Origin of the sequence: Burkholderia sp. MSMB1498 (assembly GCF_001526245.1) — a bacterium.
Taxonomy (GTDB): domain Bacteria; phylum Pseudomonadota; class Gammaproteobacteria; order Burkholderiales; family Burkholderiaceae; genus Burkholderia; species Burkholderia savannae.
In genome coordinates, this window is sequence record NZ_LOYJ01000010.1 from 137981 (window position 1) to 154069 (window position 16089).

Annotated in this window: 16 protein-coding genes; 7 read left to right on the top strand and 9 right to left on the bottom strand. The window is 68.0% G+C overall.

Annotated features, from left to right (window positions below; translation table 11 throughout):
* Positions 1 to 252 precede the first annotated feature (252 nt).
* Positions 253 to 1095 carry a SirB1 family protein gene (locus tag WS91_RS02595; RefSeq protein ID WP_038752096.1) on the bottom strand — a complete coding sequence of 281 codons (843 nt, stop codon included), beginning with the start codon at positions 1093 to 1095 and terminating at the stop codon, positions 253 to 255.
* A gap of 9 nt (positions 1096 to 1104) precedes the next feature.
* Positions 1105 to 2811 (bottom strand): murein biosynthesis integral membrane protein MurJ, encoded by a 1707-nt coding sequence (murJ, locus tag WS91_RS02600; protein WP_326929492.1) that lies wholly within the window; start codon positions 2809 to 2811, stop codon positions 1105 to 1107.
* A gap of 168 nt (positions 2812 to 2979) precedes the next feature.
* Between murJ and rpsT the strand changes: the two genes are divergently transcribed.
* Complete coding sequence (rpsT, locus tag WS91_RS02605; protein WP_038752101.1) at positions 2980 to 3258, top strand: 30S ribosomal protein S20; 279 nt, start codon at positions 2980 to 2982, stop codon at positions 3256 to 3258.
* A 204-nt stretch (positions 3259 to 3462) separates the two neighbouring features.
* Here rpsT and WS91_RS02610 read toward each other — a convergent pair whose 3' ends face one another.
* Entirely contained in the window at positions 3463 to 3786 is a 324-nt protein-coding gene (locus WS91_RS02610) for a DUF3579 domain-containing protein (protein WP_038752104.1), read from the bottom strand.
* 414 nt (positions 3787 to 4200) lie between these two features.
* Between WS91_RS02610 and argF the strand changes: the two genes are divergently transcribed.
* On the top strand, positions 4201 to 5130 hold the full coding sequence (argF, locus tag WS91_RS02615; RefSeq protein ID WP_059581445.1) for an ornithine carbamoyltransferase: 930 nt from the start codon (positions 4201 to 4203) through the stop codon (positions 5128 to 5130).
* A gap of 153 nt (positions 5131 to 5283) precedes the next feature.
* Here the strand turns inward: argF and murB are convergent, their stop codons facing one another.
* Positions 5284 to 6333: a UDP-N-acetylmuramate dehydrogenase gene (gene murB / locus WS91_RS02620; protein WP_059669680.1), complete on the bottom strand. Its 1050-nt coding sequence runs from the start codon at positions 6331 to 6333 to the stop codon at positions 5284 to 5286.
* Positions 6334 to 6469: 136 nt separating this feature from the next.
* On the opposite strand from murB, the gene WS91_RS02625 reads away from it, so the two are divergent.
* Positions 6470 to 6955, top strand: coding sequence for a YajQ family cyclic di-GMP-binding protein (locus WS91_RS02625; RefSeq protein ID WP_038752114.1), 486 nt, complete (start codon positions 6470 to 6472; stop codon positions 6953 to 6955).
* A 659-nt stretch (positions 6956 to 7614) separates the two neighbouring features.
* On the opposite strand, the gene plsY is transcribed toward WS91_RS02625, so the two are convergent.
* Both plsY and ybaK read right to left on the bottom strand, forming a co-directional pair.
* Complete coding sequence (gene plsY / locus WS91_RS02635) at positions 7615 to 8223, bottom strand: glycerol-3-phosphate 1-O-acyltransferase PlsY (RefSeq protein ID WP_059669682.1); 609 nt, start codon at positions 8221 to 8223, stop codon at positions 7615 to 7617.
* A 109-nt stretch (positions 8224 to 8332) separates the two neighbouring features.
* Positions 8333 to 8824, bottom strand: a complete 492-nt coding sequence (ybaK, locus tag WS91_RS02640; protein WP_038752123.1) for a Cys-tRNA(Pro) deacylase — start codon at positions 8822 to 8824, stop codon at positions 8333 to 8335.
* A 140-nt stretch (positions 8825 to 8964) separates the two neighbouring features.
* On the opposite strand from ybaK, the gene WS91_RS02645 reads away from it, so the two are divergent.
* Positions 8965 to 10527 (top strand): class I adenylate-forming enzyme family protein, encoded by a 1563-nt coding sequence (locus WS91_RS02645; RefSeq protein WP_059669683.1) that lies wholly within the window; start codon positions 8965 to 8967, stop codon positions 10525 to 10527.
* 228 nt (positions 10528 to 10755) lie between these two features.
* Here the strand turns inward: WS91_RS02645 and xerD are convergent, their stop codons facing one another.
* From xerD to queG, 3 genes are all read right to left on the bottom strand, one after another.
* Positions 10756 to 11724, bottom strand: coding sequence for a site-specific tyrosine recombinase XerD (xerD, locus tag WS91_RS02650; RefSeq protein ID WP_082717346.1), 969 nt, complete (start codon positions 11722 to 11724; stop codon positions 10756 to 10758).
* A 32-nt stretch (positions 11725 to 11756) separates the two neighbouring features.
* Entirely contained in the window at positions 11757 to 12224 is a 468-nt protein-coding gene (locus WS91_RS02655; RefSeq protein ID WP_059669684.1) for a methylated-DNA--[protein]-cysteine S-methyltransferase, read from the bottom strand.
* A gap of 71 nt (positions 12225 to 12295) precedes the next feature.
* A complete protein-coding gene (gene queG, locus WS91_RS02660; protein WP_059669685.1) occupies positions 12296 to 13525 on the bottom strand; it encodes a tRNA epoxyqueuosine(34) reductase QueG in 1230 nt (409 codons plus the stop codon).
* A gap of 17 nt (positions 13526 to 13542) precedes the next feature.
* Here queG and tsaE point away from each other — a divergent pair, with 17 nt between their 5' ends.
* The 3 genes from tsaE to WS91_RS35405 form a co-directional block, all read left to right on the top strand.
* Positions 13543 to 14097: a tRNA (adenosine(37)-N6)-threonylcarbamoyltransferase complex ATPase subunit type 1 TsaE gene (tsaE, locus tag WS91_RS02665; protein ID WP_038752136.1), complete on the top strand. Its 555-nt coding sequence runs from the start codon at positions 13543 to 13545 to the stop codon at positions 14095 to 14097.
* Complete coding sequence (locus WS91_RS02670; protein ID WP_059581412.1) at positions 14091 to 15647, top strand: N-acetylmuramoyl-L-alanine amidase; 1557 nt, start codon at positions 14091 to 14093, stop codon at positions 15645 to 15647. Before tsaE ends, WS91_RS02670 begins: the two co-directional genes overlap by 7 nt.
* A 59-nt stretch (positions 15648 to 15706) precedes the next feature.
* The coding region (locus WS91_RS35405; RefSeq protein ID WP_197422200.1) for a hypothetical protein at positions 15707 to 16089 on the top strand (383 nt) is incomplete at its 3' end.

Genomic DNA, 16089 nt, shown 5'->3' on the forward strand with positions numbered 1-16089 from the left:
GGCACCGGCTGCGCCGCATGAGCGGCGCGTCGTCGGGCACGAAAAAAAAACGCCCGCTGGATGCGTCGGCATCCGCGGGCGTCGTCATGTCGTCATGTCGTCACGTCGTCATCACGTCAATCGTCGGATTCGAACGCGACATCGAAGCAGGCGCGGTGCGAGCGACGATCCTTCCATCGCATCGTCGGTCGCGCCGCTCCGATCACCGGCGTCGCGCACCGGCATCGGGCCGCTGCCCAGCCGGCTCGCCGCTCAATCGTCGTCGTCGCGCTGCATCCGCTGCCGCAATTCGCTCAATTGCGCTTCGACGACCGTCGCGTCGGCCGCATCGGGCCGCTCGCCGAGATACGTCTCCAGATCCTCGAGCGCCGGGCGCAGATAGTCGAGCCGCGCGTACGCGAAGCCGCGGTCGCGCACTTCGTCGAGCTGCCCGGGCAGCAGGATCACGAGCCGCTCCTGCACGCCGAGCAGCCGCTGCCAGCGTTCCGTCTGCAGATAGACGGCCTTCAGGTTGTTCAGCATCCGCGCGACGATCTCGCGATCCGTGGCCGGCTGCAGCAGCGCGCGCAGCATGCTCGTCGCGCCGCCGTCGGCGCGCGCGACGTACGGTTCGAGCATCTCGACGAGCTCCGTCTCCGACAACGAGCGTCCCGTCGTCGGATCGAGGATCGCATCGCCGTCCGGCAGCGCGATGCGCAGCAGGAAATGCCCGGGAAACGACACGCCGCGCGCGGGCACCCCAACCTGCTCGGCGAGCTCCAGATACAGCACCGCGAGCGAGATCGGAATCCCGCGACGGCGCTTGAGCACCATGTTCAGGTAGCTGTTGTCCGGATCGTAGTAGTCGTTGTGGTTGCACGCGAAGCCGAGCTCGCGGAAGAAGAAGTCGTTCAGGAGCGCGAGCTTGTCGCTCGCGCCGGCGCCGTCCGGCAGCCGCCTGACGAGCCGCACCGCGAGCGCGTCGAGCTCCGCGAGGACGCCCTGCAGATCCGCGTCGGGATAGGCGTCCAGCGCGAGCGACAGCGCCGCCTCGGTGAGCGGCAGGCCGTCGTCTTCCGCGACGAGCGCACTGAAATAGTCGAGAACGCGAGTCATTGGGGTCCGTTACTTGGCGCGCCGTCTGAAGTACGCGTATTTGAAACCCATCAGCCACAACATACCGAAATATAGTGCAGCGAACAGAACGAGGCAGGCGGCCATCAGCGCGATCCGCTCGAGCGGCATCGCGCGCATCGCCGTCCAGTCGAAATTGATCGCGAGCCAGTGCATCACGCCCGCGAGCACGAGCGACGCCCCCGCGAGCTGCGCGAAGAAGCGCAGCCAGCCGGGCGACGGCTGATAGATGCCGCGGCGGCGCAGCCCGATGAACAGAAGGAGCGAATTCAGGCACGCGCCCACGCCGATGCTGAGCGTGAGCCCCGCGTGGCCGATGATCGGCACGAACACGTAGTTCGACAACTGCGTGACGATGAGCACGCCGACCGCGATCTTCACGGGCGTCTTGATGTCCTGCTTCGCGTAGAAGCCGGGCGCGAGAATCTTGATGAGGATGATGCCGACGAGGCCGATCCCGTACGTTGCGAGCGCGCGCGCGACCATCGTGACCGTGTGCGCGTCGAACTTGCCGTAGTTGAAGAGCGTCGCCGTCAGCGGCTCGGCGAAGAAGAACAGCGCGAGCGCGCTCGGCGCCGCCAGCAGGAACGTGACCCGCAGCCCCCAGTCGAGGAGCGCGGAATACTCGGCCGAATCGGCGTCGACGTGCGCCTTCGACAGGCTTGGCAGCAGGATCGTGCCGAGCGCGACGCCCAACAGCGCGGTCGGGAACTCCATCAGCCGGTCCGCGTAGTTGATCCACGACACGGCGCCCTGCCCGAGCCGCGACGCGATGTTCGTATTGATGATGAGCGACAACTGCGCGACCGACACCGCGAACGTCGCGGGCACCATCTTCGCGAGCACGCGCTTCACGCCCGGATGCGCGAGCGCGCGCCTCGGATTGACGCCGATCGCGGGCACCATGTCGATCTTCTTCAGCCCCGGCAGTTGCACCGCGAACTGCAGCACGCCGCCGGCGATCACCGCCCACGCGAGCGCGTAGACGGGCACCTTCAGATGCGGCGCGACGAACACCGCCGCGACGATGAACGCGACGTTCAGCAGCACGGGCGCGAACGCGGGCAGCGAAAAGCTCTTGTACGTGTTGAGCACGCCCGACGCGAGCGTCGTGAGCGAGATGAACACGATGTACGGGAACATGATCTGCGTCATCGTGACGGCGAGCGGGAACGCCTGCCCGTCCGTGCGCAGGCCCGACGCGACAGCGAACACGACCCACGACGCACCGGCGACGCCGGCGAGCGACAGGAACGCGAGCGCCCACGCGAGCACGGTCGACATCGCGTCGACGAGCGCCTTCGTCGCATCGTGCCCTTTTTGATTCTTGAACTCGGCGAGAATCGGCACGAACGCTTGCGAGAACGCGCCCTCGGCGGACAGCCGGCGCAACAGGTTCGGAATGCGGAACGCAACGTAGAATGCGTCGGTGAATTGACTGGCGCCGAACGCACGGGCGATCAGCGTCTCGCGGGCCAGTCCGGTCACGCGCGACAGCAGCGTGAAGCCGCTGACCGTCAGCAGGGCTCGGAATAGATTCATGGGGCGCTTATTATACGGACCTCGGGCGGCGGCGGCCGGTACGTCCGAGGAAAAGGCGGACGACCCGGCGCGGGCGATCCGGCAGGTGCGGCTTGCGCTTGCCACTCGCTTGATTTTGTTGTTATAATTGCCGGTTTCTGAGCCTGTCATACGCATTGCGTGCGTCGCGCGAGCGGCGTTTCGCGGTCAAGCGTGTCGGCCGGCCTCGGTTAAAACCGACGTTTTTTTGCGCTCCCGGACAATCGCTTCCGGGAGTCGGATCGAAAAGCAGCGCTTGGCCGTCAGGCTCCAAGCTCTGGAAACAGGACAGGATAAGGAACCGTCATGGCTAACTCCGCACAAGCACGCAAGCGCGCCCGCCAGGCTGCGAAGGCAAACTCGCACAACTCGGCGCTGCGCTCGAAATTCCGTACCGCGATCAAGGCAGTCCGCAAGGCGATCGACGCCGGCGATCAGGCAAAGGCCGCCGAGCTGTTCAAGGCCGCCACGAAGACGATCGACACGATCGCCGACAAGAAGATCGTTCACAAGAACAAGGCCGCTCGCAGCAAGAGCCGCCTCGCCGCAGCCGTCAAGGGCCTGCAGGCGCAAGCCGCGCAGTAAATCCGGCGCGCCCGCGAGGCGGGCGCCCTGTTTCCTCTGCGATCGACGAAAAAGCCCGCTTCGCGCGGGCTTTTTTTGCTGGATTTCGCGCTGCGCCTTTCGACTTCGCTCGATGTTCCGCCAACCGCGGCCGTCGCGCGCGATTGCCGCGGCGCCACCGCCACGCGATCGCCGAGCCCCGCCGCCGGAGCGCCGGCGCATTGCTTACTTCTGCGCCTTGCTGTAATCGGGCAGTTCGCACGCCTCGGTAACGACGAGGTTGTTGTCCTTCGCGAAATTCATCACGAAATCAAACGCCATCGGCTCGATGTCGCGCAGCCGGGAATCGACGATCACGCACTTGAGGTCACCGAGCAGCGTCGGGCGCACATAGCGCGAATATTGAAGGCGGGCATTGGGCCCGCTCGCCCCCGGACCGTAGCACGACATCACGCCGGCGAGACGTTCGGACCAGTCGCTCGGCCGAAACTTCTTCCCATCTTTCGTGATGCCCTGAATGAAATATTCGGTCGGGAGAGTTTCAGCCATGAGGGTACCCAAGTGACGGCCCAGCAGTGCACCGGCGAAGCTTCGCCTGGACACTTCGAACACAATGGAAGCGGTTTCGCGGCGGCTCGCGACGAGCCCGCCTGAACGTGCGTTCCGGCTTGCGGCGCATCGCGCGCAGGCAAGCCGCCGCCTTGGTCGATTGTGTCCGGCAGACCAAGCATGAATCTTGCCCGCCGGGCTTGAGAAAACTTCGAAATTATACCGCAGCGCGCCATCGCGCGTCGTGTCGCGCGCGCGCCGCAAGCCGGCAGCAAGCCGTCCCGCGCGCCGGGCGGCGCGGGCGCGCGGCTCGTCAAAGCGTAAAAAATCCTTTATGCTGCTTCGAGTTATCACATCCGACGGCGGCGCCGTCCGGCGCATCGGCCGCCGGGTGAGTCCGCCGCGTTTCGTTTCATGACCGCCAAAACCATTCGTCACTACCTGCAGTTCAAGGATTTCTCGCTGGAAGACTACGAGTACGTGCTCGAACGCACGGGTATCCTGAAGCGCAAATTCAAGAACTACGAGACCTATCACCCGCTGCACGACCGCACGCTCGCGATGATCTTCGAGAAGAGCTCGACGCGCACGCGCCTGTCGTTCGAAGCCGGGATCTTCCAGCTCGGCGGCCACGCCGTGTTCATGAGCACGCGCGATACGCAGCTCGGCCGCGGCGAGCCCGTCGAGGATTCGGCGCAGGTGATCTCGCGGATGGTCGACATCATCATGATCCGCACGTTCGAGCAGGACATCATCCAGCGCTTCGCCGAGAATTCGCGCGTGCCGGTGATCAATGGCCTGACGAACGAGTACCACCCGTGCCAGGTGCTCGCCGACATCTTCACGTATTACGAGCACCGCGGGCCGATCCGCGGCAAGACGGTCGCATGGGTCGGCGACGCGAACAACATGCTGTACACGTGGATTCAGGCCGCGCGCATCCTCGACTTCAAGCTGCGGCTGTCGACGCCGCCCGGCTATGCGCTCGACGCGAAGCTCGTCGACCCGGAAAGCGCGCCGTTCTACCAGGTGTTCGACGATCCGAACGAAGCGTGCAGGGGCGCGGATCTCGTCACGACCGACGTCTGGACGAGCATGGGCTTCGAAGCGGAAAACGAGGCGCGCAAGCAGGCGTTCGCGGATTGGTGCGTCGACGAGGAAATGATGTCGCACGCGAGTCCCGACGCGCTCTTCATGCACTGCCTGCCCGCGCACCGCGGCGAGGAAGTGACGGCGGGCGTGATCGACGGCCCGCAGAGCGTCGTGTGGGACGAGGCGGAAAACCGCCTGCACGTGCAGAAGGCGCTGATGGAGTTCCTGCTGCTCGGACGCTTGAACCACTGACGCGCGCCTGCGGCGGCCGCGCGTTGCCGCTCGGCGCGCGAGCGCGGCGCCCGCGGATCGCGGCGCCGGCGCGCTCCTTCGGCGTGACCAGAAACCTCGCCGTGAATCAGCGAGGTTTTTTTATGGTCGATGTGCGCGCGGCCAAGCCGCCTACTACAGGCACACGGGTTCCGCCTCCAGCTCGACGCCGAAGCGCTCGAGCACGTCGCGCCGAATCGCGTGCGCGAGCGCGAGCACGTCGGCGCCCGACGCGCCGCCGCGATTGACGAGCACGAGCGCCTGCCGCTCGTGAACGGCCGCCGCGCCGAGCGAGCGCCCCTTCCATCCGCAACGGTCGATGAGCCAGCCGGCCGCGAGCTTCACTCGACCGTCGGGCTGCGGATACGACACGACGTCCGGCTCGCTCGCGCGCAGCGCGACGAACGCCTGCGCGTCGATCACCGGATTCTTGAAGAAGCTGCCCGCGTTGCCGAGCTCGAGCGGATCGGGCAGCTTCGCGCGGCGGATCGCGACGACCGCGTCGAACACGTCGCGCGCGCTCGCGCGGCTCGCGTCGATCCCGCGCGCGGCGAGCTCGCGCGCGACGTCCGCGTAGCCGAGCCGCGGCGTCCACGCCTTCGGCAGCCGGAACGTCACCGACACGATCGCGAAACGGCCGCGCCCTTCCCGCTTGAAAAAACTGTCGCGATAGCCGAACGCGCAGCGCTGCGCGTCGAATTCGACGATCTCGCCCGTTGCGAGCTCGACCGCGCGCAGCGACGCGAAATGTTCCTTCATCTCGATCCCGTACGCACCGATGTTCTGAATCGGCGCGGCGCCCACCGTGCCCGGAATCAGCGCGAGATTCTCGAGCCCGGGCATCCCTTCGGCGAGCGTCCATTCGACGAACGCATGCCAGTTCTCGCCGCCGCCCGCCTCGACGAACCACGCGCCTTCGTCTTCGCGCACGAGCGCGCGGCCGCGAATCTCGTCGAGCAGCACGAGGCCGTCGAAGTCGCCCGTGAACACGACATTACTGCCGCCGCCGAGCACGAGCACGTCGAGCCCCGCGACGCGCGGATCGCGCGCGAGCGAAGCGAACTGCGCGGGCGAGCCGATCCGCGCGGCAAGGCGCGCGCGCACGTCGAAGCCGAACGTGTTGTGCGCGCGCAGCGGAAAATCGGGAATCAACTGAACGGAGGAATCGGGACGGGACATCGGCATTCGCGGTTGCGCCGGCACACGGTCAAATCCGCGGCCTTGGGCAAATCTAGGGGCGCCGGTAAAATGGCGGTCAGTCCGCAATTATAGCGAGTGCCCGCGCGCAGGCCGCGCGCGGCACACCCTACAGGAGAATGCCATGCCATCGTTCGACGTCGTTTCCGAAGCGAACATGATCGAAGTGAAAAACGCAGTCGAGCAGTCGAACAAGGAAATTTCGACCCGCTTCGATTTCAAGGGCTCCGACGCGCGCGTCGAGCAGAAGGAGCGCGAGCTCACGCTCTACGCCGACGACGACTTCAAGCTCGGCCAGGTCAAGGACGTGCTCATCGGCAAGATGGCGAAGCGCAACGTCGACGTGCGCTTCCTCGAATACGGCAAGATCGAGAAAATCGGCGGCGACAAGGTGAAGCAGGTCGCGACGATCAAGAAAGGCGTGTCGGGCGACCTCGCGAAGAAAGTCGTGCGCATCGTGAAGGACAGCAAGATCAAGGTGCAGGCGAGCATCCAGGGCGACGCGGTGCGCGTGTCCGGCGCGAAGCGCGACGATCTGCAAAGCGTGATCGCGCTGCTGCGCAAGGAAGTGGCCGATACGCCGCTCGATTTCAACAATTTCCGCGACTGAAGGCGGAAGGATGTTGGCCGCGGAAGTCGGCGGTCGTGGGGCTCGGCGGTTGCGGGGCTCGCTCGTCGTGCGGCTCGCCGGTCGTCTAACTCGCCGATCGTGTAACTCGCCGGCCATATCGCGGAGGACGGCTTCGATTCGGCGGGCGCTGACCGTGACGGGATCGGGCATCCAAGAGATCGTCGTGCCGCTCGTCTCGCCGCACGACGCCGCACGACGCAGCATGACGCCACAACGACCGCCGCGTCGCTCGCGGCGTGACGAACGGCAGGATGACCGGGCCGAATCGACCGCATGCCACGTTCGCCGGGCAATCAGTCGCCGGCGCCGCGCAAGCCCTTCCGTCATATGCGTTTCGGCATTCGCGTTCGACATTCGATGCCGTCGAGCGATCCGCATCGCAGCAGCGACGAATGCGCGAGCGCGCCACGCGTGTCGTTCGGTCCCGCGCGCATTCGCACGCATTCATACGCATTCGCACGCCGCTTGCGCGAGCTGTGGCATCGATCGTTCGCGAACGCAGTCGACGTCCGAATCCGAAACGCACGGGCCGCCATCGCAGCGCCGCCGTGACGGCGCCGATCGCGTTCGGCCCGATGGGTCGGGCGCCGGCACGCGCCGCGTGCCTCATCCCAGCGCACGGGCCGGATTGGCGCGACTCACGCGCCCGTCTTCTTCTGCCCGATCCGGCTTTCCTCGCCGGCGAGGAGCTTCGAGATGTTCGAGCGATGCCGCCAGATCAGCAGCGCGCTCATCGCGAGCACCGCCCAAGCCACCGGATTGTTGCGCGTGCCGAACAGGAACACGTCGAAAACCGGCGCGAACACCGCGGCGACAAGCGCCGCGAGCGACGAATAGCGGAAGAAGAACGCGACGATGAGCCAGGTCAGCGCGGTCGCGAGGCCGAGCACCGGATGCACGGCGAGCAGCACGCCTGCCGCGGTCGCGACGCCCTTGCCGCCCTGGAAGCGGAAGAACACCGGGTACAGGTGGCCGAGAAACACGGCGATCGCCGAAAGCGCGACGCCGATCTCGCCGCCGATGCCCAAGCGCCTGACGAGCCAGACTGCGAGCCAGCCCTTGAACGCATCGCCGACGAGCGTGAGGATCGCGGCCCCCTTGTTGCCGCTGCGCAGCACGTTGGTCGCGCCGGGGTTTTTCGAGCCGTACGAGCGTGGGTCGGCGAGCCCCATCGCGGCGCTGACGACGACGGCGAACGACACCGATCCGATCAGATAGGCGGCGACGGTAGCGAGCAGGATCTGCATGCGAAGGACTCTTGTTTCAACGTATGGATGGATTGGACGGCCTCGATCGCGAAGCCGCGGCGGCGCTCATTCTACCGAAGCGGCGCGGCGCGCCACGCGGGTGAAACCCTCAGTCGACGCTCGCGCATTGCACGGGCCGCGCGTTCAGCAGCGTCGTCAGCACCACGGGCGCAACGCTCACGAGATAGCCGCGGCGGCCGCCGTTCAGGTAGATCGACGGCAACTCGAGAATCGACGATTCGACGTAGACGGGCATCGCCTTCTTCGTGCCGAACGGCGACGTGCCGCCGACGAGGTAGCCCGAATGCCGGTTCGCGACTTCCGGCTTGCACGGTTCGACGCGCTTCGCGCCGATCTGCCGCGCGAGATTCTTCGTCGACACCGTGCGATCGCCGTGCATCAGGATGACGAGCGGCTTCGCGTGCTCGTCCTCCATCACGAGCGTCTTGACGACAGCGTGCTCGTCGACGCCCAGTTGGCGCGCCGACTCGGACGTGCCGCCGTGTTCGACGTACTCGTAGACGTGCTCGTCGAACGCGACGCCGTGTCGGCGCAGGAACTGCGTCGCGGGCGTTTCGGAAACGTGTTTGGATTTGCTCATGTGCGCATTTTAATTGCAGGCGGCGCGCGGGACTATTGTCCGAATGGCAGATTGTCCGCGCGACGGACGCATGGCACGATCGTCGCCACACGGTCGGCAACTGCGCGGCACCGCGCTCGCGCCGATCAACCGGAGATACCATGACGACCCAATTCACCGCCGGCCCGACGATCGACGTCGACGCGCTGCTCGCCGCCCTGCCGCCGCGAATTGCGGCGCTGCCCGCGCGCATCGCCGAACACGCGCCCGATCACGTCGCGCTGATCGAGGACGCGCGCGCGCTCACGTACGCGCAGCTTGCGCGCGCGATCGACGCCGCGGCCGACCGGCTGCGCGCGCTCGGCGTGCAAGCCGGCGACCGCGTGATGATCGTCGCGGAGAACAGCGTCGCGCAGATCGTGCTGCTGCTCGCCGCGACAAGGCTCGACGCATGGGCGATCACATCGAACGCGCGCCTCGCGGCAGCCGAGCTGGAAGGGATCGCCGCACACGCGCGACCGCGCCTGATCGCGTTCGTCACCGGCACGTTGCCCGATGCAAGCGCGCACGCCGAACGCAGCGGCGCGCAGCCGGCCGCGCCGGTCACGCCCGACATCGGCGCGTGGTCGTACACGATCGATGCGAACGCGCGCGCGGAGCCGGTCGAAACCGACGCCGCGCACCAGTGCGCGGCGCTCATCTACACGACCGGCACGACCGGCGCGCCGAAGGGCGTGATGCTGTCGCACCGCAACCTGCTGTTCGTCGCGGCCGTGTCGAGCACACAGCGGCGCGTCGCGCCGACCGACGTCGTCTACGCGGTGCTGCCCGTGTCGCACGTCTACGGGCTCGCGTCGGTATGCCTCGGCAGCCTCTATGCGGGCGCGACGCTCAGGCTCGCGCCTCGCTTCTCACCGCAGGCATTGCGCCGCGCGCTCGTCGACGAGTGCGTCACGATTTTTCAGGGTGTGCCCGCGATGCACGCAAAGCTGCTCGAGCATCTGCGCACGCACGGGCACGCGTGGCGCGCGCCGCATCTGCGCTTCATCTACTCGGGCGGCTCGCCGCTCGACGCCGATCTGAAGGCGCGCGTCGAACGTGTCTACGGCCTGCCGCTTCACAACGGCTACGGAATGACCGAAAGCAGCCCGACGATCACGCAAACGCCGATCGACGCGCCGCGCGCCGATTGCTCGGTCGGCGTGCCGATCCCGGGCGTCGCCGTGCGCCTCTGCACGACGTGCGGCGCCGACGTCGCGCCGGGCGAAGTCGGCGAGCTGTGGGTGCGCGGGCCGAACGTGATGCTCGGCTACTACCGCGATCCGGAAGGCACGCGCGCGGCCGTCACGGCGGACGGCTGGCTGAAGACGGGCGACCTCGCACACGCGGGCGACGACGGCGCCGTGACGATCGCCGGCCGCAGCAAGGAGCTCATCATTCGTTCGGGCTTCAACGTCTATCCCGCCGAAGTGGAGCAGGCGCTGAACGCGCATCCGGACGTCGTCCAGTCGGCCGTGATCGGGCGCGCGATCGAAGGCAACGAGGAAGTGATCGCGTTCGTCGAGCTCGCGCCGAACGCGGCCGCGACCGAGGACGATCTGAAAGACTGGTGCGCGACGCGCCTCGCGCCGTACAAGCGCCCCGCGCGAATTCGCACGCTCGCCGCGCTGCCGGCCGCGTCGACGGGCAAGGTGCTCAAGCACCGGCTGCGCGAGATGCTTTGACGAAACGCGGCCCGCGCGCCGCACCGGCGGCCGGCGCGTGCGGCCCGCGAGCCATCGGATATCCCGCGGCTGCGAAACGCCAAATTCGCACGCGATGCGCGCCTCGATGCGTCTGATACATCGGACTCATCGAACTCATCGAACTCATCGAACTCATCGAACTCATCGGACACATCGGATGTATCCGATGCGAACGCCCACCGCCCTCGCAACCGCACCGTGCAAGCCTCATCCGCGCGGATGATGCGCCGCATGCAGCGTCTTCAACCGCTCGCGCGCGACGTGCGTGTAGATCTGCGTCGTCGAGATGTCGCTATGGCCGAGCAGCAGTTGCACAACCCGCAGGTCCGCGCCGTGGTTCAGCAGATGCGTCGCGAACGCGTGCCGCAGCGTGTGCGGCGACAGATGCGCGCGAACTTCCGCCTGCTGCGCGTGGCGCTTGATGATGTTCCAGAACTGCTGGCGCGTCATGCCGTCGCCGCGCGCGGTCACGAACAGCGCATCGGCCGCGCGCGCGCCGAGCAGCGCGGGCCGCGCGTCGCGCAGATAGCGCTCGATCCAGCCGTGCGCGACTTCGCCGAACGGCACGAGCCGCTCTTTCGAGCCCTTGCCCGTCACGCGCACGACGCCCTCGTTCAAGCCGACCTCGACCGTCTTCAGCGTGACGAGCTCGCTCACGCGCAGCCCGCTCGCGTACATCAGCTCGAGCATCGTGCGGTCGCGCAAGCCGAGCGGCGTGTCGACGTCCGGCGCGGCGAGCAGCGCCTCGACTTGCGCCTCGGACAGCGTCGACGGAAAACGCGGCGCCTGCTTCGCCGACGCGATCCTGAGCGTCGGATCGACAGTCGCGCGATGCTCGCGCACCGCCCAGCCGTAGTAGCGCCGAAACACCGACAACCGGCGATTCGACGACGTCGCCTTGCCGTCGCTGCGCGCCGCGATGTAGCCCGTCAGCATCGGCTCGCTCGCATGATCGACGCTCACCGCGTGCCGCGCGGCCAGCCACTGCGCGAAGAGCTGCAGATCGCGCCGGTACGCATCGAGCGTGTTGCGCGACAGCCCGTGCTCGAGCCACATCGCATCGCAGAACAGATCGATCGACGCTCGGCTGTCGACCCACGCGGGCGACGCGGCCAGTTCGCCGGACGGACGGTCCGCCGACGGCGCAAGCGCGCGCTCGGCATCGGCGGCCGCCATGTCGGCCTCGGGAACCCGTGCTGCGCGCGCCATCAGTACCGCACGCCCTCATGCGCGAGCAGCCAGCGCTTGACCTTGAGGTAGTAGCCTTCGTCGTCGCGGTTCGCGAAGCCGCCGATCCCGCCCGACGCGACAACGCGGTGACACGGGATCACGAGCGGAAAATAATTCGCCCCGCATGCCTGGCCGACCGCGCGCGGCGCGCTGCCGATCTGCTTCGCGAGCTGCCCGTAGGTCAGTACGACGCCGGGCGCAATCGCGCCGATCGCGCTCCACACGCGATGCTGGAACGGCGTGCCGACTTCCGCGAGCGGCAGGTCGAAACCGGCCGACGCGCGCTCGAAATAACGCTCGATCTGGCGCACGGCCCGTTTCGCGAGCGTCGTGTCCGGCGCAACGCTCTTCATCGATTCGGGCAAATAGACGATCTCGCGCACGACCGACGCATCGGTGCGAATGCCCATCTTGCCGAACGGCGCATCGATTACCGCGTTGAACATCGTTGTCTCCAGAAAGGGGCGCGCACGCACGACGCGCCGGCCGCCCGCCAAACCGTCACTTTACGCCGCCTTCACGCGGCGCGCAGCGCCCAGTCGACGTGCTCGCGCACGAGCGCGGACACCGACGGGTCGCCCGAGCGCGCGCGCAGCGCCGCGACGATCGCCGCGCGCGCGGCAGGCTCGACGCTGCCGGGCGCCGCGCGCAACGCATTGCCGAGGCCCACCGCGAGATTGCGCTGCCAGCGCTCATAGCCGATCCGGCGAATCGCGCTGCCCTGCATGCGTTCGTCGAATTGCTCGGCAGTCCATCCGAACAGCTCGACGAGCGATGCGCGATCGAGCCCGTGCCGCACGTCGAAATCGGCAACGGGCGCAGCCTGCGCGAACTTGTTCCACGGGCACACGAGCTGACAGTCGTCGCACCCGTACACGCGATTGCCGATGAGCGGGCGCAGCGGCTCGGGGATGCTGCCGTGCAATTCGATCGTCAGATAGGAGATGCAGCGCCGCGCGTCGACGCGGTACGGCGCGACGATCGCGCCGGTCGGGCACGCGCCGATGCAGCGCGTGCAACTGCCGCAGTGCGCGCCCGGCGTCTCGGGCGCGAGGTCGGGCGCAGTCTGCGCATCGGTCGGCAGCGGCACGTCCACGTAGATCTCGCCGAGGAAGAAGAACGAGCCCGCGTCGCGCTGCAACAGCAGCGTGTGCTTGCCGCGCCAGCCGACGCCCGCCTTCTGCGCGAGCTCGACTTCGAGCACGGGCGCCGAATCGGTGAACACGCGATGGCCGAACGCGCCGATCTCGGCCTCGATCCGCTCGGCGAGCGTCTGCAGCCGGTTGCGCAGCACCTTGTGATAGTCGCGGCCGCGCGCGTAAACGGACACGACGGCCGCCTGCGGATCGGCGATGCGCGCCGCCTCGCGCGCGCGCCAGTCGCGCCGAGCGCCTGCGGAGCCGGACGCGTCGCCGAGCGTCGCGGCGGGCAGATAGGCGAGCCGCGCGGAGATCACGCGTCGCGTGCCGGCCACAAGTTCGGCCGGCCGCGCGCGTTTCATCCCATGTTTGGCCATATAATCCATCTCGCCGTGGCATCCGGCTTCCAGCCAGGCGGCGAGCCCTGCTTCGGCATCCGAGAGATCGGTATCGCTGATGCCGATCGCCCCGAAACCCAATTCGCGCCCCCACGCCTTGATGCGCGACGCGAGCTCGGCGAGCTTCGCATCGTCGAGGCGAGACGGCGCGGCGCGCCCGTCGTGCGAGGGGCGCGCATCTGCGACTGCGAGTTCCAGAATTCGGTTCATCGCTCTATTTTACGAGAATGCCCGAGCAGCCTAGCCACGCGCATGCCGCGCCCACCCTGCCCGCTCCGCTCGCCGAGCGCACGCTCGCGCTCGCCGACGAAGCGGCGACGATCGCGTTCGGCGAACGCCTCGCGCACGCGCTCGACGCGATGCGCGAAGCGCGCGCCGCCGCGCACGCGTTCGACGGCCTCCAGATCCAGCTGCACGGCGATCTCGGCGCGGGCAAGACGACGCTCGTGCGCGCGATGCTGCGCGGCCTCGGCCACGCCGGCCGCGTGAAGAGCCCCACCTACACGCTCGTCGAGCCGTACGCACTCGCGCGTTCCGATGGGGAACTCGAGGTCTATCACTTCGATCTGTACCGTTTTAGCGATCCGGCCGAATGGGCCGACGCCGGCTTTCGCGAGTATTTCAATTCCGGCGCGATCTGCATCGTCGAATGGCCGCAGCGGGCGGGCGCGCTCCTCGGCGTGCCGGATCTCGTGTTCTCGCTCGAGGTGGACGGCGAAGGCCGGCTCCTCACCGCCCGGGCGTACAGCGCATCAGGAAAGGCATGTCTCGAAAGATGTTGATCAAACCGTTCCGCTCGATCGAATCGGCGGCCACCGCGACCCATAACTGGCGACGCCGGCAGATCCTGCGCGCCGGCGCGTCGACGCTCGTGCTCGGGCTCGCGCTGCCGCGCCTCGCGCACGCGAGCTCCGTGCTCGGCGTGCGCGTGTGGCCCGCGCGCGACTACACGCGCGTGACGATCGAATCGGACCAGCCGCTGCAGAACACGCAGCAGTTGCTGCAAGGGCCGGACCGGCTCGTCGTCGACCTGAACGGCCTCGAGCTCGACCAGGCGCTGCGCGACCTCGTATCGAAGATCGCGCCGAACGATCCGCAGATCCAGTCGGTGCGGGTCGGCCAGTATCAGCCGCACGTCGTGCGGATGGTGTTCGACCTGAAGGGCTCGGTGAAGCCGCAGGTGTTCACGCTGCCGCCCGTCGGCACCTACAAGTACCGGCTCGTGTTCGACCTGTATCCGGCCGTCGCGCCCGATCCGCTGTCCGACCTGATCGCGCAGACGGAACGCAAGGAGCAGCAGTTGAACGACACGCTGCGCGCGCAGCAGGCGCAGCCGCCGACGGCCGCGCTCAACGGCCCGACCGCCGCGCCGCCCGCCGCGACCGACAACAGCGACGCATTCTTCCAGCGCTTCGCGCAGAACGGCCCGCCGCCCGCGCACGCGGCGCGCCCGGCGCCCGGCGCCGCCGCCAATCCGCCGCTCGCGCAAACGCCGCCGCCCGTCGCGCCGTCGCGGCCCGCGGTCAAGCCGCCGCCCGTCATCGCGCGCAAGAACGACGACGACGATTCGGGCGACGCCGACACCTACGCGTTCACCGCGCCGAAGTCCGGCCGCGGCACCGTGCGCCTGCTGACGGTCGCGATCGATCCGGGCCACGGCGGCGAGGACCCGGGCGCGATCGGCGGCGGCGGCACGTACGAGAAGCACGTCGCGCTCGACATCGCGAAGAAGCTGCGCGCGAAAATCGACGCCGCGCCGAACATGCGCGCGATGATGACCCGCGACGCCGACTTCTTCGTGCCGCTGAACGTGCGCGTGCAAAAGGCGCGGCGCGTCGGCGCGGATCTGTTCGTGTCGATCCACGCGGACGCGTTCACGACGCCGTCCGCGCGCGGCTCGTCGGTGTTCGCGCTGTCGGATCACGGCGCGTCGAGCGCGGCCGCGCGCTGGCTCGCGAACAAGGAGAACTCGTCGGATCTGATCGGCGGGATCAACATCAAGACGCAGGACGTCGCGGTGAACCGCGCGCTCTTCGACATGTCGACGACCGCGCAGATCCGCGATTCGCTGCGCTACGGCAACTACGTGCTGCGCGAAGTCGGCGGCATCAACAAGCTGCACAAGGGCTCGGTCGAGCAGGCGGGGTTCGCGGTGCTGAAAGCGCCCGACATTCCGTCGATCCTCGTCGAAACCGCGTTCATCAGCAATCCGGACGAAGAGCGCCGGCTGAACGACGACGCGTACCGCGACCAGATGGCCGACGCGATCTTTCGCGGGATCAAGCGCTATTTCGCGGCGAATCCGCCGCTCGCGAAGAGCCGGATGACGTAAGCCGCGGGCGCGGCGGGCGGCGGGCGGCGGGCGGCGGGCGGCGGGCGGCGGGCGACGCCGTGGCCGCGCCGCCCGTCGTCTCCATGCAAGCGGGACGCCCGCGCGCCGGCTCCGTTTCTTCTTCCGAGCGGCCCGACGCGCATCGCTTCACGCGTATCGATTCGCGCTGCTTCGCACATCACGCGCGTCGCTTCGCACACGTCGCTTCACGCGCGCCGATTCACACGGCCGGCTCGCGTCGCGCTGACTCGACGCTCAACGGCCGTCAAGTCGACCGGCCGTCGATGCCGTCGACGCCGGCCGTCGACGCTAACGAATCGCCACGCGCAACCGTCAATTTCGAACGATCGCCGCCATTCGCTGTCGCCGATGCCGATGCCGATGCCGATGCCGATGCCGATGCCGATGCCGATGCCGATGCCGATGCCGATGCCGATGCCGA

Bases quoted from the DNA above. Each gene is read 5' to 3' on its own strand.
- plsY (WP_059669682.1), bottom strand. From the start codon at position 8,223: ATGCAGATCCTGCTCGCTACCGTCGCCGCCTATCTGATCGGATCGGTG.
- queG (WP_059669685.1), bottom strand. From the start codon at position 13,525: ATGAACCGAATTCTGGAACTCGCAGTCGCAGATGCGCGCCCCTCGCAC.
- rpsT (WP_038752101.1), top strand. From the start codon at position 2,980: ATGGCTAACTCCGCACAAGCACGCAAGCGCGCCCGCCAGGCTGCGAAG.
- tsaE (WP_038752136.1), top strand. From the start codon at position 13,543: ATGCCCGAGCAGCCTAGCCACGCGCATGCCGCGCCCACCCTGCCCGCT.
- WS91_RS02645 (WP_059669683.1), top strand. From the start codon at position 8,965: ATGACGACCCAATTCACCGCCGGCCCGACGATCGACGTCGACGCGCTG.
- WS91_RS02610 (WP_038752104.1), bottom strand. From the start codon at position 3,786: ATGGCTGAAACTCTCCCGACCGAATATTTCATTCAGGGCATCACGAAA.
- xerD (WP_082717346.1), bottom strand. From the start codon at position 11,724: ATGGCGGCCGCCGATGCCGAGCGCGCGCTTGCGCCGTCGGCGGACCGT.
- WS91_RS02625 (WP_038752114.1), top strand. From the start codon at position 6,470: ATGCCATCGTTCGACGTCGTTTCCGAAGCGAACATGATCGAAGTGAAA.
- argF (WP_059581445.1), top strand. From the start codon at position 4,201: ATGACCGCCAAAACCATTCGTCACTACCTGCAGTTCAAGGATTTCTCG.
- ybaK (WP_038752123.1), bottom strand. From the start codon at position 8,824: ATGAGCAAATCCAAACACGTTTCCGAAACGCCCGCGACGCAGTTCCTG.
- murB (WP_059669680.1), bottom strand. From the start codon at position 6,333: ATGCCGATGTCCCGTCCCGATTCCTCCGTTCAGTTGATTCCCGATTTT.
- WS91_RS02670 (WP_059581412.1), top strand. From the start codon at position 14,091: ATGTTGATCAAACCGTTCCGCTCGATCGAATCGGCGGCCACCGCGACC.
- WS91_RS02595 (WP_038752096.1), bottom strand. From the start codon at position 1,095: ATGACTCGCGTTCTCGACTATTTCAGTGCGCTCGTCGCGGAAGACGAC.
- WS91_RS02655 (WP_059669684.1), bottom strand. From the start codon at position 12,224: ATGTTCAACGCGGTAATCGATGCGCCGTTCGGCAAGATGGGCATTCGC.
- murJ (WP_326929492.1), bottom strand. From the start codon at position 2,811: ATGCGTATGACAGGCTCAGAAACCGGCAATTATAACAACAAAATCAAG.